22 protein-coding genes and 4 pseudogenes are annotated in these 26,998 nt (G+C 38.2%); 10 read left to right on the top strand and 16 right to left on the bottom strand.

What is annotated here, in order from left to right; translation table 11 throughout:
- From J7I96_RS17715 to J7I96_RS17705, 3 genes are all read left to right on the top strand, one after another.
- Positions 1 to 223 (top strand): hypothetical protein (locus J7I96_RS17715; protein ID WP_215048098.1); only part of this gene is annotated, 223 nt, incomplete at its 5' end.
- A gap of 54 nt (positions 224 to 277) precedes the next feature.
- Positions 278 to 1,780 (top strand): FTR1 family iron permease, encoded by a 1,503-nt coding sequence (locus tag J7I96_RS17710; RefSeq protein ID WP_214922317.1) that lies wholly within the window; start codon positions 278 to 280, stop codon positions 1,778 to 1,780.
- Positions 1,767 to 2,186, top strand: coding sequence for a hypothetical protein (locus J7I96_RS17705; protein WP_214922319.1), 420 nt, complete (start codon positions 1,767 to 1,769; stop codon positions 2,184 to 2,186). Before J7I96_RS17710 ends, J7I96_RS17705 begins: the two co-directional genes overlap by 14 nt.
- A 290-nt stretch (positions 2,187 to 2,476) precedes the next feature.
- Here the strand turns inward: J7I96_RS17705 and J7I96_RS17700 are convergent, their stop codons facing one another.
- A complete protein-coding gene (locus tag J7I96_RS17700) occupies positions 2,477 to 3,226 on the bottom strand; it encodes an SDR family NAD(P)-dependent oxidoreductase (RefSeq protein ID WP_214922321.1) in 750 nt (249 codons plus the stop codon).
- A 105-nt stretch (positions 3,227 to 3,331) separates the two neighbouring features.
- A complete protein-coding gene (locus J7I96_RS17695; RefSeq protein ID WP_214922323.1) occupies positions 3,332 to 4,093 on the bottom strand; it encodes an SDR family NAD(P)-dependent oxidoreductase in 762 nt (253 codons plus the stop codon).
- Between the two features lie 410 nt (positions 4,094 to 4,503).
- Between J7I96_RS17695 and J7I96_RS17690 the strand changes: the two genes are divergently transcribed.
- The gene (locus tag J7I96_RS17690; protein WP_214922325.1) at positions 4,504 to 5,163 is read left to right on the top strand and encodes a TetR/AcrR family transcriptional regulator; all 660 of its coding nucleotides are present in this window, start codon (positions 4,504 to 4,506) and stop codon (positions 5,161 to 5,163) included.
- Positions 5,164 to 5,362: 199 nt separating this feature from the next.
- Here the strand turns inward: J7I96_RS17690 and J7I96_RS17685 are convergent, their stop codons facing one another.
- Genes J7I96_RS17685 through J7I96_RS17675 form a run of 3 tightly spaced genes read right to left on the bottom strand, consistent with a single transcriptional unit; the run spans position 5,363 to position 8,788 of the window.
- On the bottom strand, positions 5,363 to 6,328 hold the full coding sequence (locus J7I96_RS17685; protein WP_214922327.1) for an alpha/beta hydrolase: 966 nt from the start codon (positions 6,326 to 6,328) through the stop codon (positions 5,363 to 5,365).
- 35 nt (positions 6,329 to 6,363) lie between these two features.
- A complete protein-coding gene (locus J7I96_RS17680; protein ID WP_214922329.1) occupies positions 6,364 to 7,098 on the bottom strand; it encodes an SDR family NAD(P)-dependent oxidoreductase in 735 nt (244 codons plus the stop codon).
- A 31-nt stretch (positions 7,099 to 7,129) separates the two neighbouring features.
- Positions 7,130 to 8,788, bottom strand: coding sequence for a flavin-containing monooxygenase (locus J7I96_RS17675; protein WP_214922330.1), 1,659 nt, complete (start codon positions 8,786 to 8,788; stop codon positions 7,130 to 7,132).
- Positions 8,789 to 8,906: 118 nt separating this feature from the next.
- Here J7I96_RS17675 and J7I96_RS17670 point away from each other — a divergent pair, with 118 nt between their 5' ends.
- A complete protein-coding gene (locus J7I96_RS17670; protein ID WP_214922332.1) occupies positions 8,907 to 9,602 on the top strand; it encodes a helix-turn-helix transcriptional regulator in 696 nt (231 codons plus the stop codon).
- A gap of 459 nt (positions 9,603 to 10,061) precedes the next feature.
- Here J7I96_RS17670 and J7I96_RS17665 read toward each other — a convergent pair whose 3' ends face one another.
- Positions 10,062 to 10,334: an HU family DNA-binding protein gene (locus J7I96_RS17665; RefSeq protein WP_214922333.1), complete on the bottom strand. Its 273-nt coding sequence runs from the start codon at positions 10,332 to 10,334 to the stop codon at positions 10,062 to 10,064.
- 304 nt (positions 10,335 to 10,638) lie between these two features.
- Complete coding sequence (locus tag J7I96_RS17660; RefSeq protein WP_214922335.1) at positions 10,639 to 11,259, bottom strand: TetR/AcrR family transcriptional regulator; 621 nt, start codon at positions 11,257 to 11,259, stop codon at positions 10,639 to 10,641.
- A gap of 169 nt (positions 11,260 to 11,428) precedes the next feature.
- Here J7I96_RS17660 and J7I96_RS17655 point away from each other — a divergent pair, with 169 nt between their 5' ends.
- Both J7I96_RS17655 and J7I96_RS17650 read left to right on the top strand, forming a co-directional pair.
- Positions 11,429 to 12,133 carry an MBL fold metallo-hydrolase gene (locus J7I96_RS17655; protein WP_251029191.1) on the top strand — a complete coding sequence of 235 codons (705 nt, stop codon included), beginning with the start codon at positions 11,429 to 11,431 and terminating at the stop codon, positions 12,131 to 12,133.
- A 346-nt stretch (positions 12,134 to 12,479) separates the two neighbouring features.
- Positions 12,480 to 13,004, top strand: a pseudogene (locus tag J7I96_RS17650) (IS110 family transposase); the annotation flags it as partial.
- Positions 13,005 to 13,635: 631 nt separating this feature from the next.
- Here J7I96_RS17650 and J7I96_RS17645 read toward each other — a convergent pair.
- Complete coding sequence (locus J7I96_RS17645) at positions 13,636 to 16,239, bottom strand: DEAD/DEAH box helicase family protein (protein WP_214922339.1); 2,604 nt, start codon at positions 16,237 to 16,239, stop codon at positions 13,636 to 13,638.
- Between the two features lie 430 nt (positions 16,240 to 16,669).
- Here J7I96_RS17645 and J7I96_RS17640 point away from each other — a divergent pair, with 430 nt between their 5' ends.
- Both J7I96_RS17640 and J7I96_RS17635 read left to right on the top strand, forming a co-directional pair.
- Positions 16,670 to 17,257, top strand: a complete 588-nt coding sequence (locus tag J7I96_RS17640; protein WP_214922341.1) for an ATP-binding protein — start codon at positions 16,670 to 16,672, stop codon at positions 17,255 to 17,257.
- Between the two features lie 68 nt (positions 17,258 to 17,325).
- A complete protein-coding gene (locus tag J7I96_RS17635) occupies positions 17,326 to 18,630 on the top strand; it encodes a hypothetical protein (protein WP_214922343.1) in 1,305 nt (434 codons plus the stop codon).
- Positions 18,631 to 18,709: 79 nt separating this feature from the next.
- Here the strand turns inward: J7I96_RS17635 and J7I96_RS17630 are convergent, their stop codons facing one another.
- The 4 genes and pseudogenes from J7I96_RS17630 to J7I96_RS17620 form a co-directional block, all read right to left on the bottom strand.
- Positions 18,710 to 19,330 (bottom strand): recombinase family protein, encoded by a 621-nt coding sequence (locus J7I96_RS17630; protein WP_214922345.1) that lies wholly within the window; start codon positions 19,328 to 19,330, stop codon positions 18,710 to 18,712.
- 190 nt (positions 19,331 to 19,520) lie between these two features.
- Positions 19,521 to 19,685 (bottom strand): sporulation histidine kinase inhibitor Sda, encoded by a 165-nt coding sequence (locus J7I96_RS17625; protein WP_214922347.1) that lies wholly within the window; start codon positions 19,683 to 19,685, stop codon positions 19,521 to 19,523.
- 168 nt (positions 19,686 to 19,853) lie between these two features.
- Positions 19,854 to 19,949, bottom strand: a pseudogene (locus tag J7I96_RS28085) (IS6 family transposase); the annotation flags it as partial.
- 112 nt (positions 19,950 to 20,061) lie between these two features.
- A pseudogene (locus tag J7I96_RS17620) lies at positions 20,062 to 20,790 on the bottom strand (SDR family NAD(P)-dependent oxidoreductase).
- Positions 20,791 to 21,215: 425 nt separating this feature from the next.
- Here J7I96_RS17620 and J7I96_RS17615 point away from each other — a divergent pair.
- A pseudogene (locus J7I96_RS17615) lies at positions 21,216 to 21,320 on the top strand (hypothetical protein); the annotation flags it as partial.
- Positions 21,321 to 21,369: 49 nt separating this feature from the next.
- On the opposite strand, the gene J7I96_RS28080 reads toward J7I96_RS17615, so the two are convergent.
- The 4 genes from J7I96_RS28080 to J7I96_RS17595 form a co-directional block, all read right to left on the bottom strand.
- Positions 21,370 to 21,429, bottom strand: a complete 60-nt coding sequence (locus J7I96_RS28080) for a spore germination protein (RefSeq protein ID WP_251029192.1) — start codon at positions 21,427 to 21,429, stop codon at positions 21,370 to 21,372.
- Between the two features lie 80 nt (positions 21,430 to 21,509).
- The gene (gene meaB, locus J7I96_RS17605; protein ID WP_214922348.1) at positions 21,510 to 22,631 is read right to left on the bottom strand and encodes a methylmalonyl Co-A mutase-associated GTPase MeaB; all 1,122 of its coding nucleotides are present in this window, start codon (positions 22,629 to 22,631) and stop codon (positions 21,510 to 21,512) included.
- A gap of 7 nt (positions 22,632 to 22,638) precedes the next feature.
- On the bottom strand, positions 22,639 to 24,822 hold the full coding sequence (gene scpA, locus J7I96_RS17600; RefSeq protein WP_214922351.1) for a methylmalonyl-CoA mutase: 2,184 nt from the start codon (positions 24,820 to 24,822) through the stop codon (positions 22,639 to 22,641).
- A complete protein-coding gene (locus J7I96_RS17595) occupies positions 24,815 to 26,764 on the bottom strand; it encodes a methylmalonyl-CoA mutase family protein (RefSeq protein WP_214922353.1) in 1,950 nt (649 codons plus the stop codon). The genes scpA and J7I96_RS17595 overlap by 8 nt, the downstream gene beginning before the upstream one ends.
- Between the last annotated feature and the right edge of the window lie 234 nt (positions 26,765 to 26,998).

The raw sequence follows: 26,998 nt of genomic DNA, 5'->3' as shown, positions 1-26,998 counted from the left end.
AAAAAAATTGATTCATCATCGCACATCAGAGCAGAACCGCATTCACAAAATTCTTCAAGATGCTAATATCAACCTAACATCCGTTCTATCAGACATTTTTGGTGTTATAGGGATTTTTAACTTTTGCATTAGTAAACTCCTTCATATCAAAATATTATTGACATCCATTAATAAAGAACGTATAGTTTCTATAAATATAATTGATAATGATTTTCATTACTGATTATAAAAATTATTTATACATAACAAGATACTTTTCATTCCATAGGGGGCCTTTATGAAAAGCAAGTTAGTTACGACTTTTTTAATTTTACTCACAGCTTTTGTCATTTTACCAATAAATAGTTTTGCAGCTAATGCATCCGATGATATGAAAAAGGCAAATGAGATAATTGTAGAAACTATCCAATCTGTGGATAAGGGGGACACAAAGGAAGCTTTTAAGCAATACAAAACCTTTACATCTACTTGGATTTCAATTGAAGATGGAGTGAAAAACCATTCTCAGCCGGCCTATCATGATATTGAAGATAACATGGGTCAAGCTCAGTTCGCTTTTGCTCAGCAGCCTGTGGATAATGAGAAATTAAAAAATGCACTTATTAGATTAAAAGAGACCAACCAAAAGTTTATAGAGGGTAAGTATTCTTCTTCATCTAAAAGTGGTAAAAATTCAGGTACCACTGGAAATGTAGCAGAACTTGTGACACTGCTAAATCAGTCTCTTTCGAAGATTAATGATAATGATATCGAAGGCGCAAGAGGGGACATAGAGAAGTTCCGAAAATCATGGTTAAATGTCGAGGGAATTGTCCTTACTCAGTCCTCAAAGATATATGGTAATGCAGAAAGGGATATGGTTGCTAGCTACGCCATGCTATCCTCCAATCACCCAGATGTACTAGGTGCAAAAAAAACGATTGAAGGTATGCGTGATTACCTCTCTCCACTGGTAGCAAAGACAAGTTATACGATGCTTGATGCAACGACCATTCTTCTTCGCGAAGGATTGGAAGGATTACTTGTAGTGGTGGCTTTGCTTGGATTTTTGAGAAAAGCTGGCCATGAAGCGAAAAGTAAATGGATCTGGTACGGAGTAGGAGCTGGACTTGGAGTAAGCCTTGTACTTGGCGTAATTGTAAACCTATTATTTTCTGCTGGTACATTCGGCAGTAACAATTTTTTGATATCCGGCTGGACAGGGATATTTGCAGCAGTGATGCTTCTATATATGAGTTATTGGCTTCACAGTAAATCAAGTCTTGCTGAATGGCAACGATATATTCGGACACAAAGTACAAAAGCACTTGATACCGGTAGCTTGTTCTCCCTAGCCATTCTTTCCTTCCTGGCTGTTTTTCGTGAAGGAACAGAGACTGTCCTATTCTTTATCGGGATGGCTGCTTCCATTAAGTTTGCAACGCTTTTACTAGGGATTGCCATTGGGCTGATCATCCTTGTAATTGTTTCATACCTCATACTCAAGGTAGGTTTGAAAATTCCAATGCGCCCATTCTTCCTCGTATCAAGCATTTTGATGTTCTACCTATGCATTAAGTTTGCTGGCATGGGGATTCATGGGTTGCAGCTTGCCGGGTTATTACCGGCAACTCAAGCACCCATCCATAGCATTGACTTTTTCGGTGTATATTCAACCTGGGAAAGTATTATCCCTCAGGTGATCTTACTTATAATTGCTGTTATTGCAGCACTTTTAAATAAAAGAAAAGATAGTAAAATAAAAGTACATACCGGAGGTAACAAAATTGAAATCTCGTAAATTACTAGTTCCTATCATCGTAGTAGCTGCATTAAGCTTAACTGCTTGCGGTACCAATAACGAAAAGAAAGCTGATGAAACCAAGAAAACCGAACAGTCTTCTCCAAAATCTGTTTCCATTAGTGATGGCGCGAAAGATATGAAACAAACGATTGCTGACCTAAATGCACAGCTAAAAGCCAAGGATGCTACAAAAGTAAAAGAAAGTGGAGCGAAGCTTGAGGAATCTTGGCAAACATTTGAAGACGACGTGAAAGCTAAAAGCCCGGATCTATATGGTAAGGTCGAAACTCCCCTTCACACAATAGAAGCTGGTGCAACGTCTTCCCCGCTTGATGCGCCAACACTTACAAAAGCGGCAAAAGAGTTAGATGGTGTTTTATTTGAAGTTCAAAATTTAAAATAACAGGTAAATCATTTTATATTAGTAAAACCATAGAACAAAAAGGGATAGAAGCCTATAGGCTCTATCCTTTTTTGTAGGTGGAAATCAGGCCCTGTTCGTTCCATAACGCGATAACCCTGATTGGAAATAGTTGCAAAACCTTTCTTAATGGGCTACAGCAGCCATTCACCTGACATGCAGAGAAACCACATATCAAATTTTTAGACTTGACGAATGGTTTTGACCACGAGCATTAATTAAAACCGGTATCATTTTCTAAAACGATACCGGTTTATCATTAATCCTGATACTTAAAGTGCAGTCCAACCACCGTCAATGACTAATTCTGAACCAGTCATAAAAGCAGATTCATCAGATGCCAAATATAGAACTCCATAAGCAATATCATCTGGCTGACCTAAACGAGGTAATTGAGTAAAGCTTGTAAAATATTGTTTGGATTGTTCGTCGAGGTGCTCTTCAATCATTGGTGTAACTATAATACCTGGATGAACAGAATTGACGCGGACATTTTCCTTCGAATATTCGACTGCCGCTGCTTTTGATAAAGAACGTAATGCACCCTTAGCTGCAGTGTAAGGGCTTGTTCCAGCCATACCTACAATACCGCCGATTGAAGAAATATTAATAACGGATCCCCCGCCAACTTTCTGCATTTCAGGAATTGTATTTTTCATTCCTAATACACAGCCTGTTAAGTTGATATCCATTACTTTATTCCACTGCTCCATTGTTATATTCAATAACGTTTTAGGCTCACTAACACCCGCATTATTTACAAGGACATCTACTTTTCCAAATGTTTCAATTGCCTTGTTTACAACACCCTTCCATTCTTCCTCAGAAGCGACATTATGTTTAATGGCAATTGCCTCTCCACCCATATCGTTTATTTCATCGACAAGTTGTTGAAGTACAACTTCCTGGACATCGGTTGCTACAACTTTAGCGCCTTCTTTGGCAAATAATTTGGCTTCTGCTGCGCCTTGCCCCATAGCTGCACCTGTGATAATTGCTACTTTTCCATCTAAACGCCCCATTATATAACACCCTTTCAGTCTTAAATATTATTTTATACTTTCAAGTCCAATGAACTACAATCTATCTACCTTTTTTGAGTGATTCTATTAATATAGCAAGAAAATCTACAAGGTTAATCCACCGTCTACTAAAACAGTGGAACCCGTCATATAACTCGCCCCTTCAGATGCCAAGAATAAAACAACTTTTGCAATTTCTTGGGGTTCTGCATATCTGCCAATCCTCATATTCGGTAGCTCTTCAGGGATATAAGCCCCAAGCTGTTCAAATGATCTAGTGACGCTATCTGTAATTCCAGTTACTACACCACCTGGACAAATAGCGTTTACACGAATCCCTTTCTTGACGTATTCAAGTGCTGCTGATTTTGTTAACCCTACCACAGCATGTTTTGTGGCTGAGTAAACACTCATACTGTGTTCGCTACGTATTCCCGCAGTAGAAGCAGTATTGATGATAACCCCGCTACCCTGACCTTCCATAACTTTTAATACATATTTCAATCCAAGGAAAACACCCTTAATATTTACTCTAACAAGGCGATCAAATTCATCTTCTTCAATATCCTGAAGTAAAGCAAACTTCTGAATGATACCCGCGTTATTAAAAAATAAATCGATTTGGCCATACGTATCTTTTGCTACTCTTACGTAGTTTTTAACATCTTCGCCATTAGAAACATTACCCTGTACAAAGATTCCTTCTCCGCCTTTTTCTTTTATCAAATTCAGCGTTTTTTCACCTGTTTCCTTATTGAAATCTACCAGCACCACCTTGTAACCGTTCTCAGAGAGTTTCATACTACTAGCACGCCCAATGCCGCTGCCTGCCCCTGTAATTAAAGCAACTTTTTTTGTGTTGTCCATTTTCTTATCCTCCTAACAAATGTTTAACCCTTTTCTTAAAACATAGGCCAATGAAATAAATATTTTGATAAAAAATCTTAATCGATAGTCAAACTATCATTATGATAGTATAACTATCAATCCAAAAGCAAGTTTAATATACTACATTATTACTATCCGTAGAAAAAAGAGAAAAGCGCAAGCGCCCAGTTTAGTCCAACCAGCATAAGATGAGCCCAACCAAAAGGCGATCTTCCCTTTTCTATGGGATTGATTAATGACTTAGTGGGGCTGGGTCTGTAGCTAGACACCATTCAAAATAAAAAAAGTTATACTTTCTTACCTAGTAAAAAAAATGGACTTTATTGACAATACTTATGTATTTTGATAGCATAAAACGATTAAAATCGGACGAAAGGGTTGTTTTTAAGATGAAACCCACAATCAGATGGAAACAGGAACGACTTACCGGAAAAGAATTAAGAATGCAAAGTATTATTGAAGCTGCTGAACAAGTATTTACCCGAAAGGGCTTTGAGAAGGCAACGATGCAGGATATTGCTGAGGAGGTCAATATTGGTATAGCCACCGTGTTTCGATATTTCCCAAAGAAGGAAAAGTTGATCGTCGCAGTAGCATCACGATCTGTTTCATCACGGATCACTATATTTCAAGAAATAAGGAACATGCCGATCACAGGCATTGAAAAACTAGAAAAACTCTTTGATTATTTTATCTCGTTACCAGAAAAGGATCGCGAATCTACAAAATTATTAGAGGCATTTGAAAACTTTGCCGCACAGTCTGAAGAACCATTAGAGGACATAAAAAATTATAATGACTCACTTCATGAAGTTTCCCAAATATTTTTTAACATCATTAGTGACGGGGAGATAGATAATTCCATTCGATCAGATATACCTTTAAGGGATACAGTGTCATCCATTACAAACATGTTTGCCATTTTCTCAAAAAAATTATCATTACACCAAGATATTGTGATGTTGGAATCCGATGTGGATCCAAATAGACAACTTTTAATCACCAAAAAAATACTAATTGATTATCTAAAAGCTTCTCCAGTAACGTAAATCAATTAGTCTTTTTTGTAGCTTGGATCATTTACTATTTGCCTCTTGAAATTAAGCATTATTAATATAATCTTCCGCTGAGAGTAGAAATAATTCTCTTGTACATTTTTTTAGATTAACTTACTCTAGGTTAACACTGCCTAATGCGATAAAAAACAAACGAGCTGCCTATAACAGCTCGTTAATTCCTTTTCTCTTCTTAAAAACTCCTATTTTTCACCAACTCCTTTTCAAAAACATATTTTAACGCTTCGATGTATTGATTGATAGCGCGCTTTCCTATTTCTGTATGAGGGGCGTATCCTTCAAACCCATGAAAGCAACCAGGGTATAAGTGGAATTCGGTAGGAACTCCTGCTTTTGTTAGTTTTGTAACGTAATCAATCGTTTCATCACGGAACGGATCTAAGTCTCCTACACAAGTATAAGTAGGCGGAAGACATGTTAAGTCAAGTGCACGTGCTGGGGCTGCATAAGGTGATACTTCCTCAGTCTGCTCACCTAAATACATTGCCCATGCATTTCGGTTAGATTGCTCATTCCATACCCTTGTATCTTGAACTTCAGTACTAGAAGGAGTGATATGTCGGTCATCAATCATCGGGTAAAGGGGCATTTGAAAGACAAGCGGAGGCCCTTGTCGATCTCTTGCTAGTAGAGATGTGGCAGCTGTGAGCCCTCCACCTGCACTAGCACCAGCAATAGCAATTCTGGACCGATCAACTCCTAGCTCATCGGCATGATCCGAGAACCATTTCAATGCAGCATAGCAATCTTCTACTGGTGCAGGAAATGGATGTTCAGGTGCAAGCCGGTAATCAACCGAGACAACCGTACAGTTTGCTTCTAACACATATCGCTGACAGAGGAAGTCGTCCATTTCCGGTGTTCCTATTACATATCCTCCACCATGTATCCAAAGTAAACCTGCATCGCTACCTGATTTTTGAACAGATTGATAGATTTTGACGCGAACCTCAGGGTCTCCAGCTGGTCCAGGTATAAAACGTTCGGTCATGGAGATCAATTCGTTTGAAGCTGGTGCGTTTTGAAGAGCCATTTCCTTCATTCCTTGTCTAACGGCGACTATGCTTTCATTAGAGATGATTAGTACCGGAAGATAAGCTAATACTTGCTTTAATTCTCTGTTGACTTTGTTTTCCATTTCTTAAAACCCCCTTAATGATAACGATTACAAAATTATACAGATAAACCACCATCAACTGGCATTAGAACACCGTTTACATAAGTGGCCTCCTCAGAAAATAGGAAGGCCACAACTGCCGCAATTTCACTTGCTGATGCCAGCCGCTGCATTGGACAAAAGCCTGTATGATCTCTGTCTACCATTCCAGCCGTCATATTCGTCATCACTCCACCGGGGCAAACCGCATTAACACGAATACCTTGGGAACCATATTCGCTCGCAGCTGTTACCGTCATTCCAGCTAACGCATGCTTTGTTGCTGCGTATACACCTAAACCTGGCTCAGCGCGAATGCCTGCATGAGAGGAAGTATTAACGATGACACCAGAATGTTGTTCAACCATTACTGCCAACACATACTTTAATCCAAGAAAAGCTCCCTTGACGTTTACCTCCATTATTCGATCAAATTCACTTTCTTCAGTTTCATGCAAGAGCGATGGTTTTTGCAAAACTCCAGCATTATTGTGAAAAAAGTCAATCCTGCCTAATTTTAGTTTTGCCTCATTGACGTAATGCTTCACCTCTTTAGGGTTTGATACATCTGCTCTGACTCCGATTGCTTCTCCCCCTTTTAGCTTGATCAGATTAACTGTATCATTAAGGGCTTCCTCATTATAATCGACAAGGAGAAGACTTGCACCTTGAGTAGCCATTTTTTCAGCCGTTGCCCTGCCTATCCCGCTTCCAGCGCCAGTAATCACCGAATTTTTTCCTTTCATACTCATTCTTTGTTCTCCCCTTTTGGAATTCTTATAATCAATTTGGTGAGATTGACGCATTTTTAGATGACTGTAATGTGAAGCCTTCGTATCCCTTTTCTGCCACACCATCGCATATTTTCCTGTATGGGCCAACTCCGCCAAGATAAATAAGAAATCTGCATGGCTTTCCTTCTATGTTTGCTCCTGTATACCAAGAATCCGTTTTCATGAAAAGCGTAGACTCAGCCACCTCACGGCAATGCTTACTCCATGCCTCCTCGGCTTCTACCTTTGCATCAATCACATCGATACCATGGTTATCCAAATACTGAATGCATTCTATAATCCATTCCACATGCTGCTCGATACAAACGGGCATATTGCTTAACACAGATGGACTTTCGGGACCTGTGATCATAAAGAAGTTAGGAAATCCTGCGGTAGTAAGTCCTAAATATGTCCGGGTCTCTGTTCCGTTTGCCCATTTCTCCTTGAGTGCCTCCCCCCCTTTTCCACGAATGTCCATTTTAAATAAGGGGCCTGTCATGCCGTCATAACCTGTCGCAAAAACGAGTATGTCTAATTCGTATTCTCCATCAGATGTCTTAATCCCTTTGGGCGTTATTTCCAAAATAGGTGATTTCTTCACATCGATTAATGTAACATTTTCACGGTTATATGTTTCATAGTAATTCGTATCTAAAATCGGACGTTTTGTCCCATAATAATAGGTTGGCAGAAGCTTTTCAGCTATAGTAGGTTTTTCGATAATCTTAACGATTTTTGAGCGAAAAAATTGAGCCATTGTATGATTAGAATTTTCATTCGTTAATAAATCGTTATAGGTATTAGCTAGGTAAAATCCTCCCTTTTGCCACGCATCTTCGTAAACCTTTTGCCTTTGCTCATTTGTATCTTCCATTGCCGAATGATTACGAGGCTCAATTGGCATGCCAAATAGTGATTCGCGCATTTGTGTTCTTAACTGTTGAAAGTTTTTCTTGATTTCATCCATCTGTTCTGTACTATATTGATAATTATTTGCTGGTGCGCTATATTGGGGAGTGCGCTGGAACACCGTGAGAAGATCGGCTTCATTCGCAATTTCTGGTATTGATTGAACGCCGCTTGAACCTGTTCCAATTACACCTACCTTTTTCCCTGTAAAGTCGACCTTCTCGTGCGGCCAATTTCCGGTATGATACCAATCCCCTTCGAAACTTTCAATCCCTTTTATTCTCGGAAGATTCGAGGCGGAAAGACAACCGACACCAGAAATGAAATACTTAGCTGAAATCTTTTCACCGTTATCTGTATAGACATCCCATCTCTCCACTGCCTCATTATAATGAGCTCCTGTAATACGAGTTTTAAATTGAATATCGCTACGCAAATCAAACTTATCTGCGACATAATTAAGATAGCGTAAAATTTCCGGCTGCGCAGGGTATCTTGAAGACCATGTCCATTCCTGAAAAAGTTCATCGGAAAAAGTATAATTGTAATAAACACTTTCGGTATCACAGCGCGCACCAGGGTATCTGTTCCAGTACCAGACCCCACCGACACCGTCTCCAGTTTCAAACGCACGTACTGAGTAACCAGCTTCTCTTAAACTATGGAGCATATACAATCCCGAAAAGCCTGCACCTACTACCACTGCATCCATTTCCATAGTCTGAACTGTTAGCTGTGAGTTTTTACCTGATAACATATTCTTCTTCCTCCTTCTTGATATTTATTGGGAATACCTACTAAAATTGTAATTTGTTTTGTATAATTGAATATTCCCATTTTTTCATATACTCGTTCCCTAAAAAGGAGGATAAAAGATGGTTTCACTATATACTATACAGAATCATATCCAAAAAATTGAAAAAGCAGAGTCCCATGAAGAAAAGATGTACCAGATTCTACAAATATACGTGGAGCTTTTTCCAGTTTCTAATGCGACCTTATCGAGGTACTCCACGTTAGGATATCTTGGTGAAGGCATTATCTCCCTCTCCTCTAACGAACTGGTATATATAAGTGAGATGCGTGATGATATTCGCTCCTTGCCTATTATTGAATCATCTATCCGTGAAAGGAAAGCCAAATTTTGTACTGGTATTGATTGCTTGAAGCTAACGAGCAGCAAGTACATAATTGCGTCGAATGTTCATTCAATTATTGTTGTACCCATTTGCAATGGCACAACAGTCATTGGATTTATTTGCTCAACTCAGTTTTTAGAAGGGACTCATTTTGGTGAAGCTTTACTCTCCTCTTTTACTCATTATGGGAAGCTCATCGGAAAATTTTTGGAGGAATCTGACCTTCCTCGTCCAAGTATGGGATTAACGAAACGAGAATTAGAAGTGATGAGGAGAATTTCATGGGGAGAAAGAGCAAAGGAAATGGCTATTTCCATGGAGATTAGTGAGTTAACGATCAACCAATATGTGAAATCTTCGATAAAAAAGCTTGGTGCCCAGAACCGTGCACATGCTGTTGGATTATTATTACGAAAAGGCATTCTATCATAATTTATTGTAAGCGCTTTATCCTCACTGATTAACTAATATGGCTAAAGAACAATTGAATAACCCACAATAATCTACTTCTACTAGGTGACTATCTAAAAGCTTATTTAATACAAGGAAACTCTCTTGTGCTTCAACGTTATACTTTTTAAGATAACTCATTTTGTAGTTATCATTAAATCACATACCTACATATCCATCATTGAAAACTTCGTAAACATGTTTTGTTTAAAAATGTTTCTTTACTTTCTGACTTCTTTTAACATTTGTAAAACACTCACCAATTAAAGACTCTTTCCCCCACGGCAGCGTGTAAGTCTGCATCCGCTAAGTTACTGGTGTAGATAGTCGGTTCTCTGCTCTGGATTTCTACAATCTCGAAAACCATCGTTTAAATAGAATATACTCTGGAGACTCATCCCCAGAGTATTTTTACAATATTATAATATATATATTTAAATTTTATTTTACGGCTTCTTTTAATTCCTTACCTGGTTTAAAGGCTGGAACTTTAGAAGCAGCAATACTTATTTCTTCACCGGTTTGTGGGTTACGGCCAGTTCTTGCTGCACGTTCACGTACTTCAAACGTACCAAATCCAATTAATTGAATTTTCTCTTCCTTAGCAAGGGTGTTAGAAATCGTTTCAAATAACGCATCAACTGCCTTTGCAGCTTCTTTTTGTGTCAATTCAGCTTGTGTTGATACAGCTTTCACTAATTCTGTTTTATTCATTTTGATACACCTCAATTTTAAATATACTATGTAACGACCCAAACATAACATATATCTTCTTCGTTTTCCACTTCAAGGAAGAAAAAAACTGGACTTTTGACTGTTAATACTCTGTATTATGTTACCCTCTCTTTTTTAAGGGAGGTTTTTTACAGACTTTCATCTTCAACTTGCGTTAGCTTAAAATCAGAGCTGTCTTTAAGGTAGCTTTTTTGATGGAACTAACGGGGCAGTTTTGTTGAATAAGCATACAAATAATAAAGGGACGGTACCTGTTTTCTAAGGTAATGTCCCTTTTTTTGATTTATTTATTCAAGGAGGATGTGGTTCCTTCCTTTTCTGTATGAGACGAAAGGACGAGCTTGATCTGCTGAATCACAAATATGATGTGCTTGTTGTTTCGGGTTAACCGGCTTGCCATTACCCCGCCTTCTAAGGAAGAAACCACGAATGACGCGATGGCTTCCGTATTGAGACCTGTGGACAGCTCCCCTGTGGAGATTCCCTCGTCCAATATGCTCTGAATAAATGATGTGAATTGACCATGTGCGGCCTCCGCTTTCTCTCTAAGCAGGAGATATCCGTCATCCGCCTCCACCGCCGTGTTTAGCAAGGGGCAACCACCTTCGATTGGTGGATGGTTAACAGGATCTTCGTACACTGCGCATACCTTCATGATTTTGTCGATTGCCGTCTCCGCCTTTTCGGCAGCCTTCAAGAAATGTTCTGTCATAACCCGAGAGGCATAATCAAACGCTTCGAGCGCGATTTCGTCTTTCCCGGAAAATGTCCGATAGACCCCGCCTTTGGTCAATCCTGTAACTTGTATGATGTCTTGTATGGAAGAGCCGGCATACCCTTTTTGATTAAACAGTTCGGCTGATTTTTCAATAATATGCTGACGTGTCTTTTCACCCTTACGCATGAAAGCAGACCCCCGTTCCCACGATAATATAACTGTTTATATTTTAACATTGCTATGGCATATTCGGAAAACTTTTGATATCACAAAAATACCGAACGGTTCGGTATTTTTTAAAAGGGGTGACGCGCTTATGAATAAAGTAAAAATTGTCCGGATTCCCATTCTTCCAATGCACATGGTGAACGCCCATTTGCTGATTGGAACGGAAGGTTGCGTCTTGGTCGATGCCGGTATACCGGGATCCGAGCAGAAAATCGCAAGGGCTTTAACAAAGGAGAAGTTAACTTTCAAGGACATCAATCTAATAATCATAACCCATGCACATGTCGATCATGCCGGCAGTGCGGCAAGATTGCGGGATCTTACTGGAGCTCCCATACTAGCCCATGAGGGTGACGCCAAGCATTATAGTAGGGAAGATGAGATGACGTATTGCGCGACGGGACGGTTTGCACGACTTTTCTTCAAAACGGGATTCATCCTTCAGTCTTATGAGGGATTTACGCCAGATTTATTGGTTTCCACAAAACAGGCCTTCGATTTGGGGCGTTTCGGCTTACCTGGCTCAGCTACCCACACACCGGGTCATACTTCAGGGTCTATTTCAGTTGAACTGGATTCGAAAGAAGCTATGGTGGGTGATCTCTTAGCCTCGGGTATTCTACTTGGCGGTATCATAAGGAAAAACCATGCCATACGCCCGCCATTTGAAGATGATCCTCATCGGGTAGCGGAACAACTTCTGCGTTTAATTTCAACCGGCCACCGCACATTTTATCTCGGTCATGGTGGCCCACTGGGGGTAAATGAAGTGCGCCGCCATGCAGAGTATCTCAAAGGCTTACCGCCCGTTAACCCAAAAAATACAAAGTAGGAGTCATCCACCTCTGATGCTCGACGTACGTGATTATCTAGACAATCGATATATCAGATAGTGATATAACAAGGGGTTGTTGCAGTATATCTTTTCTTTTTTCCACTAGGGGGAAAGATTCCAGTATAGGGTAGTAAAAAATATTAAGTTTGTGACAGAATGTACTTAAACAATAGGGTGCGTTAGCTTAAGATCGGAGCTGTCTTTAAGGCAGTTTTTATGAAACTAAAGGGGTAGGTTAGCATTCCTGTAGTTCGTTATTTTTCAGCTTTGAAAAAAATAGGGCTCCTCAGTAAGATATGAGTAAGACACCACTCTAACTCAAAACTTTAGGAGGAACCCTTATATGAATTTTAAAATGCAAGACAAAAAAAATCAACTAATAGAAAGAATTTCCGATACTCACCTTATTGTTGGTGTGGATATCGCTCAACAACTACACGTTGCAAGAGCAGTTAACTTCCGTGGAATTGTAGTTGGAGACCCTCTTACATTTGAAAATAATGAAGAGGGGTTCCTTAAATTATTAAAATGGATTCATGATTTAAAAAGATTAAAAAACTTAGATGCAGCAATAGTAGGTATGGAGCCTACAGGCCATTACTGGATTAACCTTTCAAAATGGTTATATAACCAAAACATTGAGGTTGTAACAGTCAATCCCCACTTAGTAAAAAGGAATAAAGAGAATCGTGATAATACCCAATCGAAGAGTGATAAAAAAGATGCGCTCGTTATCGCGGATATGGTCAAAAACGGCTACTATTCCTTTATTCGCCCATCATCAGAATCATTTGAGAAGCTTAGAGTTCTAATGTCTAATCGTGATGTGATTGTTAAACGTCTCGTGATGTCTATTAATCAAGTAAATCCAAGTATTAATCCCATTAGCAGCATAGAAATAAAAAATTAGTTATATAGAATGTATCATTCAAAATAGTTAACGTTAATTTTGAATATTGTCTTATTCGTAGGATTTCAAATATGTACGAGTACCAGGTTTCTTAAACAAAAGGGCACTGTGACCCATCAAGGTTAGCATAACTGGCCTCCACCCCTTGGATAGGCATGACGAAGGAATGAGAGGGCAATTGACCCGTTGAGACATGGGAGGGAAAGCCTCCAAATTAAGCATGTTCCAACTATTACAAAAGTAACATTTCACAAACAATAGTTTTTAGCTGTTGAAGGGTTCCTAAACCAACAAAAACAGTACCAGAAATGGTATTTCTTTTATCTGTTGATGAACCCTTCTTAAACTCCCTCAGTTTGATGCGAATATCTCTCGAATGCTCACTTATTCGCAGGATTTCATACCCCTTGTAATTAGACTTACGGGTAAATGAAATGAGTTCAGATAAGTTAGGCTTCGTGAAGGCATAGTTAAATAAAGGAGTCAGCTATCACTCCACATTTTACCATATAATTGCAAGTTATTGTTTCGCCCTGATTGTAAAGTGAAAATGGAGTATGATTATCCTAGTAAAACGCCCTAATTTAAATTAATAATGATTCAATTCGTCAAGTGATTTCGTTTTGAAAAGTTCCTCAATATCACGGTAAGTAAGTTTCTCAGATGATAAGGTATTGCTAATATGTTCCTTTAGAAACAAATTTGGTCCTTTTTGTTTCACTATTACAGAACGTATACTTCTCAATACACTTGTAGTTTTTAAAGCTAATTCTCTTATATCAGATACATTGATGTGAAATAACCCTCTTGATTGTGGTAGGGCATCTCTACGTATTTTACTCTTATGACTTATTAATGCAACCTCAACTGTTGATCCATCTGGGAAAGGAACATTTTCACGTATCCATTTTTTATGTCCGTCAGCTTGTCTACACGCTTCACTATATACAGGGTTTTGCTCATCTTCTTCTGTTTTAGCCTCAAAACCAAGAATTCTATCCCTAAGAATCCATACTCCATCAGGAGCAGTATCACTATTTGGTTTGGAGGAGACATAACCAAGTACTCTTCCTAAATTTACTAGTCCACTTTCAAACTTCTTAGCATCATCATCATTAATTAATTCCAACAACTGCTTCATATTTTTTTCAAACATTGTTCCTACTATTCCTAGATCGCTTATGACTGTATCAATATTATCTGTTTGAGCTGCAAGATATGGGTCAATTTTAGGGACATCGCTCTCTATAGGAACATAGTGGATTAAGTCAGATAGCCAAGAAATACCACTCGTAATCCGTAATGTTGATGAGTAGTAATTTTTATCTAAATTCGGGTCAATAGATATATAATTTTTAGCTAGATGTGCTGCATTACCGGCAATATAAAACCACCAGGCACGATAACCATCAAGTTCTTTGCCGCCACTTAAATTTTCAAGAGTTGATTTAGCTTTTTCAAGAGCTCTATCAAGTTCCATTTTCCAAAGAGCATACACAAAATCAATTTCATTCTCAACACTAAGAATAAGTTTTTTCACTTCAGTTTTGGGCTTTTTTTCGTATTCCTCACGTATCTCGGTTATTGCATCATTTATAGAAGAATAATAATCTTTATCATTTATGAAATCGTTCATAAAATCAACCATTTGTTGAATGGATTCAATTTTTTCTGAGTTATCAAGCCCAAATTCAATTTCTGCTTGAATCTCTGGATGGAAACCGATCAAGTTATCACGGCTTGCGCAAAACTTTAAAAGATTAGGGTCTAACATTAGTACATTGGCAAAGTCATCACTAGAGCGTGTGCAACGCCCAAGCGCTTGAGTAATCCTTGTTTTTACTAATTCACTTAATACAGTATTTGCATTTAATCTATTCCATAAAAATCCTTCTTGTAAGTTCGTTGCTTCGGGCATTCCATAAACTATCTGCAGACGACAAATATCACCAGATAAATCAATTCCGTCATACCTATTTGTTAGAACAAGAATTGCTTTATTCTTATTTGTGAAGGAGTCTAAGCTATCTTCAATATCCCATGATTGTAAAATAGAGTATCCAGGCAATTTTTCTTCTGCTTTTGATATAAAATACTGGGCAGTACGGTTATCCGGACAAAGTACTAATGCTCTACCTTGATTTTGTATTGCACCAATAGCCACATTTAGAGAATCCTCAGGATTAAAAACACGATTTGGGAATAAAATTAACCTTCTTCCATTACTATATTTCTCCCAGCCCTTAGGTATCGGTATTTTGTTTATTTTTCGTACACCTGTAATTCTTTCTAGCTCTCCACCTTCTCCTAGAGTAGCTGACATATAAATTCTCTGTTTTGCACTATTAAAAGCCCCATGTGTCTGTGTAGGTGGGATTAATGGTCTAATATTAATTTCTCCCCAAGAGAAAAACAATTGGCATGCTTCTAAGTTTTCATTAATTTTGGACCAAGGATATTTTGCATCCCCACATTTAGTTATATTGGCTTCAAGGAGTTCTATTAATTGAGGTAGCTTTTCGAGATATTTAGGGTATGGGATTAGATCATAAATTGGCTTGTAATATTCTGCATCTTCACTCATTATCCTAGTGTAATGATAATCCGATATATCATCTTTGAATAACTTAATAATGCTCTCAAAAACTTCTTTATTTTCCTTCCTTTTTATTTCAACAGTCCAAAGTGAAGAAATATAGTTTTCAGCAGAATGAGCATCATCAAAAAGTATTGCATCCGCATCATCAAGTTTAGGGTTTGTATTATAAATGGCACTATATGTAGTAATAGCAACACATTTGTTTGTTACATAATCACCATAAGCTTCTTCGGGATATTTGTTTTGAGGACCAATAAGTAGACTTGCAGGCAAGCCGTATTCTATTGCTTTTAAATAGACTTGTCTTGCTAATTGCCTTGTTGGACATAAGTAGAGAACACGTTCTTGCAAGCATCTTCTCCTATATTCAGCTATTAATAAGCCTATGAGTGTTTTACCTGTGCCCGTCGGTAGCTCAATAGCAACGTCCTGTTTTGTTTTAAAAGTATTATAATATTCTCGTAGAATATCAGCTTGTTGAGACCACAGTCCTTTCACGTTGGGTATCTGTAATTCCCTAAAAATTGACTCGGGATCTTTTTCTATAGTCTTTATAACTTTTGGCTTAACGAATTCAAACTTCTTTCTCTCCATCAGTTAATTACCGCCTTTATAAAATATATAACGCCATAGTGTTTATTTTATTAGAGAACACATGAAAAAAATGTCCAAAAATTAGCGTTAAAAATAGCCTGAAATCGTAAAAAAATAACTCTGTTTTCGTAAACTTTGTTGTTTTTGAAAAGAAAAGAAGGGCTTAGACAAAAATTCTTAGTTGGTTTGACAGCTCTTTTCCTTTAAACCCAAGTAGGTCTTGTAAATAACTCGGAAGTACACAGGTTATATATACAAAAGCATGTGGATATATAATTCATTAGAGGTATAATAAATATAATTAGTAAAATATAACCATTAACAACATCTCACTTTGAAAACTTCCATAACTAAATAATTCAATATAAAAAATCCAGCTAGCCCATTTAAAAGAAAAACATAAAAATTTGTGTTTATAGAGGTGAAGGAAATGACAGTCGAAAAACTCGAAGTACAACTTACGAATGAGCATCTTTCAAAACTATTAAAAACAAAGCCAATTCAGGCTTTGGAAGAATTGATATGGAATTCATTAGATGCAGATGCAGAAGAAATTGAAATAATTCTAGAGCGTAATAGTTTAAATGGCATTGAGTCTATTGTTATAACTGACAACGGTATAGGAATAAACCATGAACATATTACAACTGATTTTGGGAATTTAGGAGGATCTCATAAATCAAAAAATAAATTTAGTCCAAAAGGAAGGAAGTATCATGGAAAACAAGGTGAAGGAAGATACAGTGCATTTGTCTTAGGCGAGAGTGTACGGTGGCATAGCATTTTAAAGAAAGAAAACCAATTTATTAAATTTAGTATTACTGGTGAACTGAATCAGTTAAAGGTATTTGAAATTTCACAACCCTCTACCTTCTATAGTAATTCTACCGGAGTTACAGTAAAAATAACCAACTTAGTCTATGAAAATATTGATAAATTACCAGAGCCATATGATATTTATCAAGCACTTACTGCTACATTCGCTCCATATCTCTTGGCATATAAGGAATTAAAATAAATATTGATGGTTATTTAATTGAACCTAATAATGCCATCGCGGATGTTATTGAACACGAAATATCTGCTGTGAATGATTCGATAGGTATAGTAAGAGGGAATTTAAAAATTATTGAATGGAAATCAGGTAAACATAAAAATTTATATCTCTGTGGTCTAGAAGATATTTGTATAGATGAAGAAATTTCTAGTGTTAGAACAACTGCATTTTCCCATACTGCTTTTTTAAAAAGTAATATAATAAGTAAACTGGTAGATGAAAATAGGTTTGATATTAGAGAATTAGATGAAAGTTATATAATACTAAGAGATGAAGCACTAAAAAAGATTAAAGAATTATATCGAGAAAGATTAGCAGATGCAGCTTCAAATGAAGTGATAAAAATAAAGAATGATAAAATTTACCCTTTTATAGGCGAAGCAAAAAATGATGTTGATAAAGCAACTAGACAAGTCTTTGATATATTTGCCTATAAGGTAAATGAATTTATTCCAGAATTTAGCAAAGCTACAAAAAACTCCAAACAGTTAACTTATAGGCTCTTAAAAGAAGCTTTGGAAACCAATCCAACCAGTCTCAAATTTATTTTATCTGAAGTTTTAACTCTGTCTACTGAACAACAAAATGAATTAGCATCAATTTTGGAAAAAACAAGTTTAGATTCCATAATTAATACAACTAATTTAATTAGCAATAGAATTTCATTTTTGTATGGGCTTGAGGGAATTTTATATGGTGAAAATTTTCATAAGAGATTGAAAGAAAGAAGTCAATTGCATAAAATTCTTCTCAATGAATTATGGTTATTTGGTGAACACTATAGCTATAGTTATGATGACGTTACTTTAAAAAAAGTTCTTAAACAACATATAAAAGAGTTGGGAAGAAGAGACTTTGAAGAAGAAATTGATTTTTCAAAGCTAACTGGTTTAGATGATATACCTGATATTGGCTTATCAAGACAATGTATCATTGGAGAACAGGATAATTATGAAAATTTAGTTATTGAGTTAAAGCGCCCTTCTTGTACTATTACAGAGAAGGAACTTAACCAAATAAAGAAATATGCCTATACAATAGAAGAAAATATGTATTTTGATAAAGAAAAGACCAAATGGAAGTTTATTTTAGTAGGTACAAAATTTGATAAATACACAAAAAAGGAGTTAAACCAACATAACAGAACACAGGGATTGTTATACAAATCCAGTGATAGTAACCTAGAAGTGTGGGTCAAAGAATGGAATCAAGTTATTCAAGAAGCAAAAGGTAAATATCAGCACTTAAAGGACAAATTGGAATTAAATATGACGAATAATGAAGAAGGATTATACTACTTAAGAGAAAAATATAAAGAATATTTACCAGAATAGTAGACTCAATTAAAGGTACTTATCACAAAAGCCTTTGTCCTGTTAAGCAAAGGCTTACTTTTTTGACGAGTTTCTTCTATTATATAGTGATTTTTTTTAAGTCTTTTTCATAATCCTTAACCAACTTATAAAAAGTCGTCTTTTTAACGCCTATTTCCGCCATGGCCTTCACAGCTGTTATCTCTCCTGATTTCCATAAATCATAGACTTCTTTAAACTCTTCAGTTACTTGAGTTTTGGGTCGGCCAAAGGGCACACCATTTTTTACAGCCACATCAATTCCTTCACGCTGCCGTTTTCTAATACGGTCCCGTTCCTCTTCCGCCATCCAAGAAAGGATTTGTAAAACAAGATCTGCGATGAAGGTCCCTAAACTATCCTTAAATTGAGTAGTATCCAACAATGGCATATCCATGACCACGATATCTGCTTGGATATTTTTCGTGATGTCATTCCATTCTTGTAGAATTTCCTCCTTGTTTCGGCCAAAACGATCGAGTGAATGAATATATAGGACATCCCCTTTTCGGATCATACGTTTTAATAATTGATATTGAGTCCGGTCAAAGTTTTTCCCACTTTGTTTATCTAGGAAGATATCTCGTTCATCTAATCCTTTTTCTTCCATAGCCTGAAGCTGACGTCCTTCATTTTGATCTTTGCTACTAACTCTTATGTATCCGAATTTACGAACTTCCATCTTTTCACTCCTTTTTCTACTTACTTTCCTATTATTCTACCAAAAGTGTTCGTAAAAGTATATGCAAAATCGCGAACGTTCATAAAAGATTTTTCAACTTTAACGAACGTGAAAATAAGGTGTTTTTATAAAAAAAAGAACCGTTCGTAAAAGTGTACTTTTACGAACACTAAAAATGATTACCATTGCTTTATTGTCTTATAAGTAGGTTCAAGTTTGATAAATGTTTTTCATGAGAACCAAATCTTCTATATATTTCTTCGTTTAATAAAGAAATAAAATTTGGATCAATCTCTAAATTTAATGCTTTAACATAGGTATTAATTAAGAATTCATCGCTTAACCTTTGAAGCATTATTGTTGCTCCTTTCAATCCCTTTTTGCGGTTCTGGTACAAAAACCATTTGATAGAGAAATAAAACCTACTTGACTGTTCAATTACATGTTCTGGGTGTGAAAATAACTCACTAGAAACATAGAAGGGCAATATCCTGTTAACTTGGAGATTAAGCAGCAGTCCAAATTACTTATGAATGAATTCAACTTCATTTTGGGCAGACTTCATCCGTTGATGAAGTTGATCTTTTTTAATCATGTGCATAACTTCTATGCCACTTAGATTAGGTCACCCTTTCTTGTAATTCAACAGAAAGAATAACGTTTTTTTCATTTTGGGGTAGTTTGTTCGGTTAGCTTGATAGCTATGCAGACTTACCTAAAATCTAATTATTTCAACATTCCACAGTCACATTCAATACATGACCGTTTACAAAATCAGATTTGTCTGACGCTAAAATAAATAGGCGTTGGCTACGTTTAAGGGTATTCCTAATCGCGGCTAGAAGTTATCAGCTTAATTTGCATGATTAGCTCCTCTGGAATCGTAGTAATCATATTCGTTTCGATAAATCCAGGAGCAACTGCATTTACATTTATTCCTTTTCTTCCAAGTTCTTTGCCTAGTTTTTGGTCAATCGATGCCACCCGCTTTTGCAGCAGAATAATTTGATTGTCCAACATTGCCTCCAACACCGGCGACCGAAGAGGTATTAATGATTTTTCCTTTATCTTGCTTCAGCAGATATGGAAGGAAAGCTTGTGTGCAATGAAAAACTCCAGTATGATTGACATCAATTACTTTTAAAAAGTCTTCTACACTCATTTTGGGTAATTTTGAATCCCTTGTTATACCTGCATTGTTGACCAATATATCTATACGTCCAAAGTACCCTATTACTCTTTGGACCATATGTTCAATACTTTCCCTATTTGACACATAAGTTTGGAAAAATTTAATGCTACCCCATTTTTCTTGAAGCTCTTGTTCACGCTCTTTTCCCGCTTTTTCATTAAAGTCAACTAATGCAACATTTGCTCCTACTCTAGCAAATAACTTTACCTTCTAAACCAATTCCATTAGCGCCACCAGTAATAATTGCGGTTTTACCATTCAATCTCAATTAAGATTATTTAAATGTAGTGTAGTGCTTATTTAGTGTGCTAAAGTGTTGTTTAGGTGATTTTTATGCATGTTTTTCCCTTTTGAATATTCTAATGGCTTTAGGATATAATAAGCTCTCAGATACGCATAAATGCGTCAAAAGGTGCATGAATTCACAGTTCTTCGGTAAAAAGCTTAGTCAATCTCATGATCATTTAATTCTAGTGTTGGTCTTGCATAGAAACCTATAATTCTCGTACATTTTCCCTTTTTTGAATTCTTTAGCACTAAAGAAATAACTTTATTATCATGAAACACCCGTTTTGTAAATTTGCTAAAGTAAAAATTGGTTCATACAAAAGAGCAAGTTGAGAAGGAGCAAAAAGAAACTATTAAAATCGTTTATTCGTAAGCAAACAAAACTTTTTAAAATGAGGTCAATATATGATAAAGGGACCAAAAGGCACACGTATAGTAGTCGGAATGTCTGGTGGAGTCGACTCTTCTGTTGCGGCCGTGCTTCTGAAGGAGCAAGGCTATGACGTCTTACCACAATAATCATAATGAGGCTTACTATACCGGCAGATACAGCTGCCTCTCATATAATTATTCCCCCAAAAACTCCTAAAGTCTGTCCAATCGGTCTGGGTAATCGCATACCAGCTTCTCCTAGTAACCCCAATGTTCCTTTATCATAAAAGCCTCAAGAATTGGAGGTAATACGCCCCTTGCTCAATTTTAATCATTTTCCCCAATATTATAGACATGAGAATATAAATCCTCGGCCGCTTGTGCCGGAGTTACTTCTCCAGCCATCGCTTTTTTTTCCATGTCGGCCAAGTGGCTGGTAACGTAAGGATGGTTATAAAAATTCATTTTTAACTGTTCCATAATGAGTGCGTGAAGCCACTCTCTCGTCTGCAGACGGCGACGTTCTTCAAACGTGCCACTGTCCTTCATTTTCTTCTCAAATTCCTGAATCACATCCCACAGCTCAAGGATACCTTCCCCCTTGATGGAAGAGCACGTATAGGCATTGGATTCCCAGCCTTTCGTCGACGGCTGCAGAATATGAAGAATTTGATTAAATTCAAGCTTCGTTTTTTCGGCAAGCCGCTTATTTTCGCCATCTGCTTTATTGACGACAATCGCATCCGCAAGCTCCATGATTCCTTTTTTCATCCCTTGAAGCTCGTCGCCTGCCCCTGTCAGCATGATGAGCAGAAAGAAATCAACCATGCTGCGGACGATAATTTCACTTTGACCGACGCCAATTGTTTCAATAAGGATCACATCAAAACCAGCTGCTTCGCATAGTAGCATCGTTTCTTTCGTTTTCTGGTGAACACCGCCAAGCGTACCGCTTGATGGTGACGGCCGAATAAACGCGCTCGGGTGCTTCGCTAAAAGCTCCATTCTCGTTTTGTCGCCGAGAATGCTACCTCCAGAAATCGAAGAGCTCGGATCAATTGCGAGTACAGCCGTTTTTAAACCGCTGTCGCACAGCATATGACCAAATGCTTCAATGAACGTGCTTTTTCCCGCTCCAGGTACACCTGTAATACCGATGCGGATCGATTTTCCTGTGCTAGGCAGAAGGCACTGCAGCAGCTCCTGACCGTATTGATAATGGCTTCTTGACTGGCTTTCAATAAAGGTAATGGCTTTGGCCAAGTCTTTCCGTTCTCCAGCGATCACTCTTTCCGCCAGTTCTTTTACATCAGGCAGAATATCCACTTTTTTTTGAAATCGTTTCATTTTGGAAAAAACAAATCCGTCGTGGGAAGAAGCCACACCTTTCATAACTCGAAGAGCTGACTCGCTGTTTCCCTCCTTGTTTGAATGCTTTTTATTATCCATTATTCATCTACTCCTCGTAGCCGAGGTTACGGTATATTTCTTCCAGGACTTTTTGAGCAGAAACCGGGATCACTGTGCCTGGACCGAAAATAGCCGTTGCCCCGTTATTACGGAGGAATTCGTAGTCCTGAGCCGGAATAACGCCACCGATAAAAACGATAATATCTTCGCGGCCAAGCTTTTTCAACTCGTTAACCAATGCTGGTAGTAGCGTTTTATGACCGGCAGCAAGCGAGCTGAAGCCAACCGCATGGACATCATTTTCAATTGCTTGTAAAGCGGTTTCTTCCGGCGTTTGGAATAGTGGGCCAATATCAACGTCAAATCCTAAATCCGCATAGGCAGTGGCGACAACTTTTGCTCCGCGATCATGACCGTCCTGCCCCATTTTGGCGACAAGTAGACGCGGCCTACGGCCTTCCTTTTCATAGAATTCCTCTGTCATTCGCTTCACTTCTGCTATGTGGTCTTCATCAGAAAAATGAGAGCTGTACACACCGCTTATAGATCGGATAACCGCCTTATGTCTTCCGCTCACCTCTTCAATTGCGTCTGAAATTTCCCCGAGTGTAGCTCTTACTCTTGCCGCATTGATTGCGAGTTCCAGCAAATTGCCTTCCCCTGTTTCTGCTGATTTTGTAATGGCTTTTAGTGCTTCGTTCACTTTTGCCTCATCTCGTGTTTTTTTCACCCGCTGCAGTCGCTCAATTTGCTTCAGACGCACAGTTGTATTATCGATATCGAGAATGTCAATTGGATCTTCTTCCTCCAACCGATAGCGGTTAACCCCGATAATCGTTTCTTTTCCGGAGTCAATTTGCGCCTGGCGTCTCGCTGCCGCTTCTTCAATCCGCATTTTTGGAAGCCCTGTTTCAATCGCTTTAGTCATGCCACCAAGCTGTTCTACTTCTTCTATATGCTGCCACGCTCTTTCCATAAGTTCATTTGTCAGCGACTCCACATAATAAGAACCAGCCCACGGGTCAATGACGTTTGTAATTCCCGTTTCTTCCTGCAAATACAGCTGTGTGTTTCGGGCAATCCGGGCAGAGAAATCAGTCGGCAGTGCAATCGCTTCATCCAATGCATTCGTATGGAGCGATTGTGTATGCCCCATCGCCGCAGCGTGAGCTTCAATTAGCGTCCGCGTCACATTATTAAACGGATCCTGCTCTGTCAAGCTCCAGCCTGACGTCTGCGAATGTGTTCTTAGCGCCATTGATTTCGCATTTTTCGGCTTGAACGGCTCCATCAGCTGCGCCCAAATCCTGCGGGCAGCTCTCATTTTCGCCACTTCCATAAAATAGTTCATGCCGATAGCCCAGAAAAATGAAAGTCGCGGAGCAAATGAATCAATGTCAATGCCTGCTTTTAATCCAGTTCGCACGTATTCCACCCCATCCGCGAGCGTGTACGCAAGCTCAATATCTGCCGGCGCTCCTGCTTCCTGCAAATGGTAGCCAGAAATACTGATACTGTTGAATTTCGGCATATGTTTGGATGTATATTCAAAAATATCAGCAATTACCCGCATCGAGATGTCTGGCGGATAAATATACGTGTTGCGCACCATGTATTCTTTTAAAATATCATTTTGAATCGTGCCTGACAGCTTTTCCTGCGGCACGCCTTGCTCTTCTGCGGTAACAATATAATAGGCCATAACAGGAAGAACGGCACCGTTCATCGTCATCGACACGGACATTTGGTCAAGCGGAATGCCGTCGAACAAAATTTTCGTATCTTCCACTGAATCAATTGCTACGCCCGCTTTCCCTACATCGCCGACAACGCGAGGATGATCGGAATCATAGCCTCGGTGAGTCGGTAAGTCAAATGCGACAGATAACCCTTTCTGCCCCATCGCCAAATTACGACGGTAAAAGGAATTGCTTTCTTCTGCTGTAGAAAAGCCTGCATACTGGCGGACTGTCCATGGCTTGTTGACATACATTGTCGGGTAAGGACCACGCGTGTAAGGAGCAACACCAGGAAAATCGTGTAAGTGCTTAAAGTCTTTCAAATCTTCTTTCGTGTATAGAGGCTGCAATGTAATCTGTTCATTCGTTACAAAGGAAAGTTCTTCATAAGATTGCTTCACTTCTTGTTCCAATTCAGCTTTCCACTCTTCAAAAGACGGATGATCTGACTTGCCTGCTGGAGTGAACTGTTTAAAATCCGGTTTACTCATATGTCGAATCTCCCTCCAAAAATTTAAGCAAAGCTGTTAATTTCTTCAACACATTCTGTCCCGCATAGATGTACCCCTTTACACCTGACTTCTTCCATTCCATTTCTGCCTCATCAGAAAGCCTGCCTGCAAGATCAATTTGTAAATTTACACCAGCCTGCTTTAATTTTCCCACGATCTGCGGACCGAACTGTTCATATGTTTCATCTTTGCCACAAATGCAGTAATAAGACAGGTCGCTTTCCTTTACAAATTTCACCGCTTCCTCGACCGATTGACATACTCCACTCCACTTGGCAGAAATACCGCCTGTTGACAGCACACCTGTTACAAAATCAGCTCTTGGTTTATATTCTTTGAGTCTTCCTAAACAAATGAGACCTACTTCTAATGAATTTCCGGATGCCTGGATTTTTTCTGCTCTTTCTCTCAACAATTCAAAAGGTTCAGCTAAGCGTTGTCCTTTGATAGGAATGACTTGTCTACCATTATTTTTAACATGGAGTTCAGCAAGTGTTGTTCCTTTGTTGATAGTTCTTATAAGGTCGTGGAAAGAAGAAGCTTCCGCTTCCGCTAACACTTTGTTCATTTTTTTCTTAGTCTTTGGCACACGTTCTCCGAGATCAGCGTAAATATTTGTACCAATCATTGATTTTTTACGAACAGCTAAGTCATGGTTCCTTTTTTCCATTACAGCGGCTAAGTCTTTTTGTAGTGTGCCTAATTCGAGCACAGCAATGATCCCACCGTCTTCTTCTATTTGTATGAATTTCCGCCACGCTGAATGGCTAAGTTCCTCTGTCAATGTTTCAATAAAATATGATCCACCGCAGGGATCCACTACTTTTCCGATATGGGATTCATGTTTTAAAATGAGAGGAATATTTTTTGCAATTCGTTCACTCTGCGTCGACACATTCCCAGTAACTTTGTCAAATGGTGACACCTGTAAATACTCTACTCCCCCTACGAGAGCGGAAAAAGCTTCACTGCCAGTTCGGAGAATGTTCACGTGTCGGTCGAGCTTTGATAAAGTAACTGTCGACGTTTCCGCACTAATAGGAACTTTAACTGATTCTCCAATAATCCCATATGAATTACATAAAACTGTCCATGCTTTACGAAAAGCTCTCAGCTTAGCAGTTTCTATAAAAAATTGAGAACCTATAGCGAAGTGAAAATGAATTTTTTCAGCTACTTCCGACGGAGACCAACCTTTCTCTTTCAGTAATTCTACGTAAAATACCGCTTCTGCTAATGCTATGGCAATTTCCTGAAACGCATTAGCGCCCGCTTCATGATAAGGCACCGTATCGATTCTAATGGTTCTAAGCTTTGGAAAGGTCTCATTTAACTGTTCAATAGCTTCATATTGCAGAGTAAGAGCTTGCTTACCGGGCACCAAACCTTTTCCTGCATACAGGGATATGAGATCCGTTCCTACCGCACCGCTTACCTTGTTCGCTTCTATTTTTAATAAAAAAGATGCTATTGCTAGAAAATGATCTTTGGTGTTTATATAGAGTGGATACGTGTCTGTTGGAAAAGCAGATATCATTTCTGAAAACTGAGTAAACGTCATACCTGGCATTTCCTCTACATCAAATGACAGAGCATTTTGACCAGACTGCAGCGCATACGAAAATTTTTCTTGTAATTGAGGAACCGATTCTGCTACTAATGATTGTGCATTCTTCCAGGGTTGTTCTATATATCCCCCTTTTAAAAACCCCCTCGTATAATCAGGAACCCCCGGATACTGTTCAGCCCGGGCACTTGCTTCCTCATGCGGCCCGTATAAAGGTTTTAATGTAATATTCTCATATGTCTTTGTATGAAGATCCTTCAGTGACTTTCCTTTTAAAGAGATTTCTGCTACCTTAGCCCATTCATCTAGCGTAACTTTAGGAAAACGCTGGGTTGTCATTTCTTGAATCCCCATTTTACTCCTCCCTTTCGTAAAAAATCTATAAACCATTATAAAGTATTTCATTCGTTTAACTTTTCTTGTCACTTGCACATAAATTTTGAATTTAATAAAAACCTTAAGAAATCCTTTGTAATGGAAGATAGGTGTCTTCTGTTCAAAAACCATCATAATTTTTCTTAATCTAGGAAAACATAAAACTAAATACCATGAAAATTTTTTTAATATAATAATGGTTTTTCTAAATCA

Source organism: Bacillus sp. ISL-78 (assembly GCF_018613455.1).
In the GTDB taxonomy this organism is placed as follows: domain Bacteria; phylum Bacillota; class Bacilli; order Bacillales; family DSM-1321; genus Peribacillus; species Peribacillus frigoritolerans.
Note: the sequence above shows the minus strand (reverse complement) of the source record. Positions and strands in the feature narration are given on the sequence as shown.

Coding starts and splice junctions, on each gene's coding strand:
- J7I96_RS17660 (WP_214922335.1), bottom strand. CDS start 11,259: ATGCGTAAGGGTGAAAAGACACGTCAGCATATTATTGAAAAATCAGCC.
- J7I96_RS17685 (WP_214922327.1), bottom strand. CDS start 6,328: ATGGAAAACAAAGTCAACAGAGAATTAAAGCAAGTATTAGCTTATCTT.
- J7I96_RS17665 (WP_214922333.1), bottom strand. CDS start 10,334: ATGAATAAAACAGAATTAGTGAAAGCTGTATCAACACAAGCTGAATTG.
- J7I96_RS17710 (WP_214922317.1), top strand. CDS start 278: ATGAAAAGCAAGTTAGTTACGACTTTTTTAATTTTACTCACAGCTTTT.
- meaB (WP_214922348.1), bottom strand. CDS start 22,631: ATGGATAATAAAAAGCATTCAAACAAGGAGGGAAACAGCGAGTCAGCT.
- J7I96_RS17645 (WP_214922339.1), bottom strand. CDS start 16,239: ATGGAGAGAAAGAAGTTTGAATTCGTTAAGCCAAAAGTTATAAAGACT.
- J7I96_RS17695 (WP_214922323.1), bottom strand. CDS start 4,093: ATGGACAACACAAAAAAAGTTGCTTTAATTACAGGGGCAGGCAGCGGC.
- J7I96_RS17655 (WP_251029191.1), top strand. CDS start 11,429: ATGCACATGGTGAACGCCCATTTGCTGATTGGAACGGAAGGTTGCGTC.
- J7I96_RS17640 (WP_214922341.1), top strand. CDS start 16,670: ATGACAGTCGAAAAACTCGAAGTACAACTTACGAATGAGCATCTTTCA.
- J7I96_RS17625 (WP_214922347.1), bottom strand. CDS start 19,685: ATGCTTCAAAGGTTAAGCGATGAATTCTTAATTAATACCTATGTTAAA.
- scpA (WP_214922351.1), bottom strand. CDS start 24,822: ATGAGTAAACCGGATTTTAAACAGTTCACTCCAGCAGGCAAGTCAGAT.
- J7I96_RS17675 (WP_214922330.1), bottom strand. CDS start 8,788: ATGTTATCAGGTAAAAACTCACAGCTAACAGTTCAGACTATGGAAATG.
- J7I96_RS17680 (WP_214922329.1), bottom strand. CDS start 7,098: ATGAGTATGAAAGGAAAAAATTCGGTGATTACTGGCGCTGGAAGCGGG.
- J7I96_RS17690 (WP_214922325.1), top strand. CDS start 4,504: ATGAAACCCACAATCAGATGGAAACAGGAACGACTTACCGGAAAAGAA.
- J7I96_RS17670 (WP_214922332.1), top strand. CDS start 8,907: ATGGTTTCACTATATACTATACAGAATCATATCCAAAAAATTGAAAAA.
- J7I96_RS17700 (WP_214922321.1), bottom strand. CDS start 3,226: ATGGGGCGTTTAGATGGAAAAGTAGCAATTATCACAGGTGCAGCTATG.
- J7I96_RS17630 (WP_214922345.1), bottom strand. CDS start 19,330: ATGGAAGTTCGTAAATTCGGATACATAAGAGTTAGTAGCAAAGATCAA.
- J7I96_RS17595 (WP_214922353.1), bottom strand. CDS start 26,764: ATGGGGATTCAAGAAATGACAACCCAGCGTTTTCCTAAAGTTACGCTA.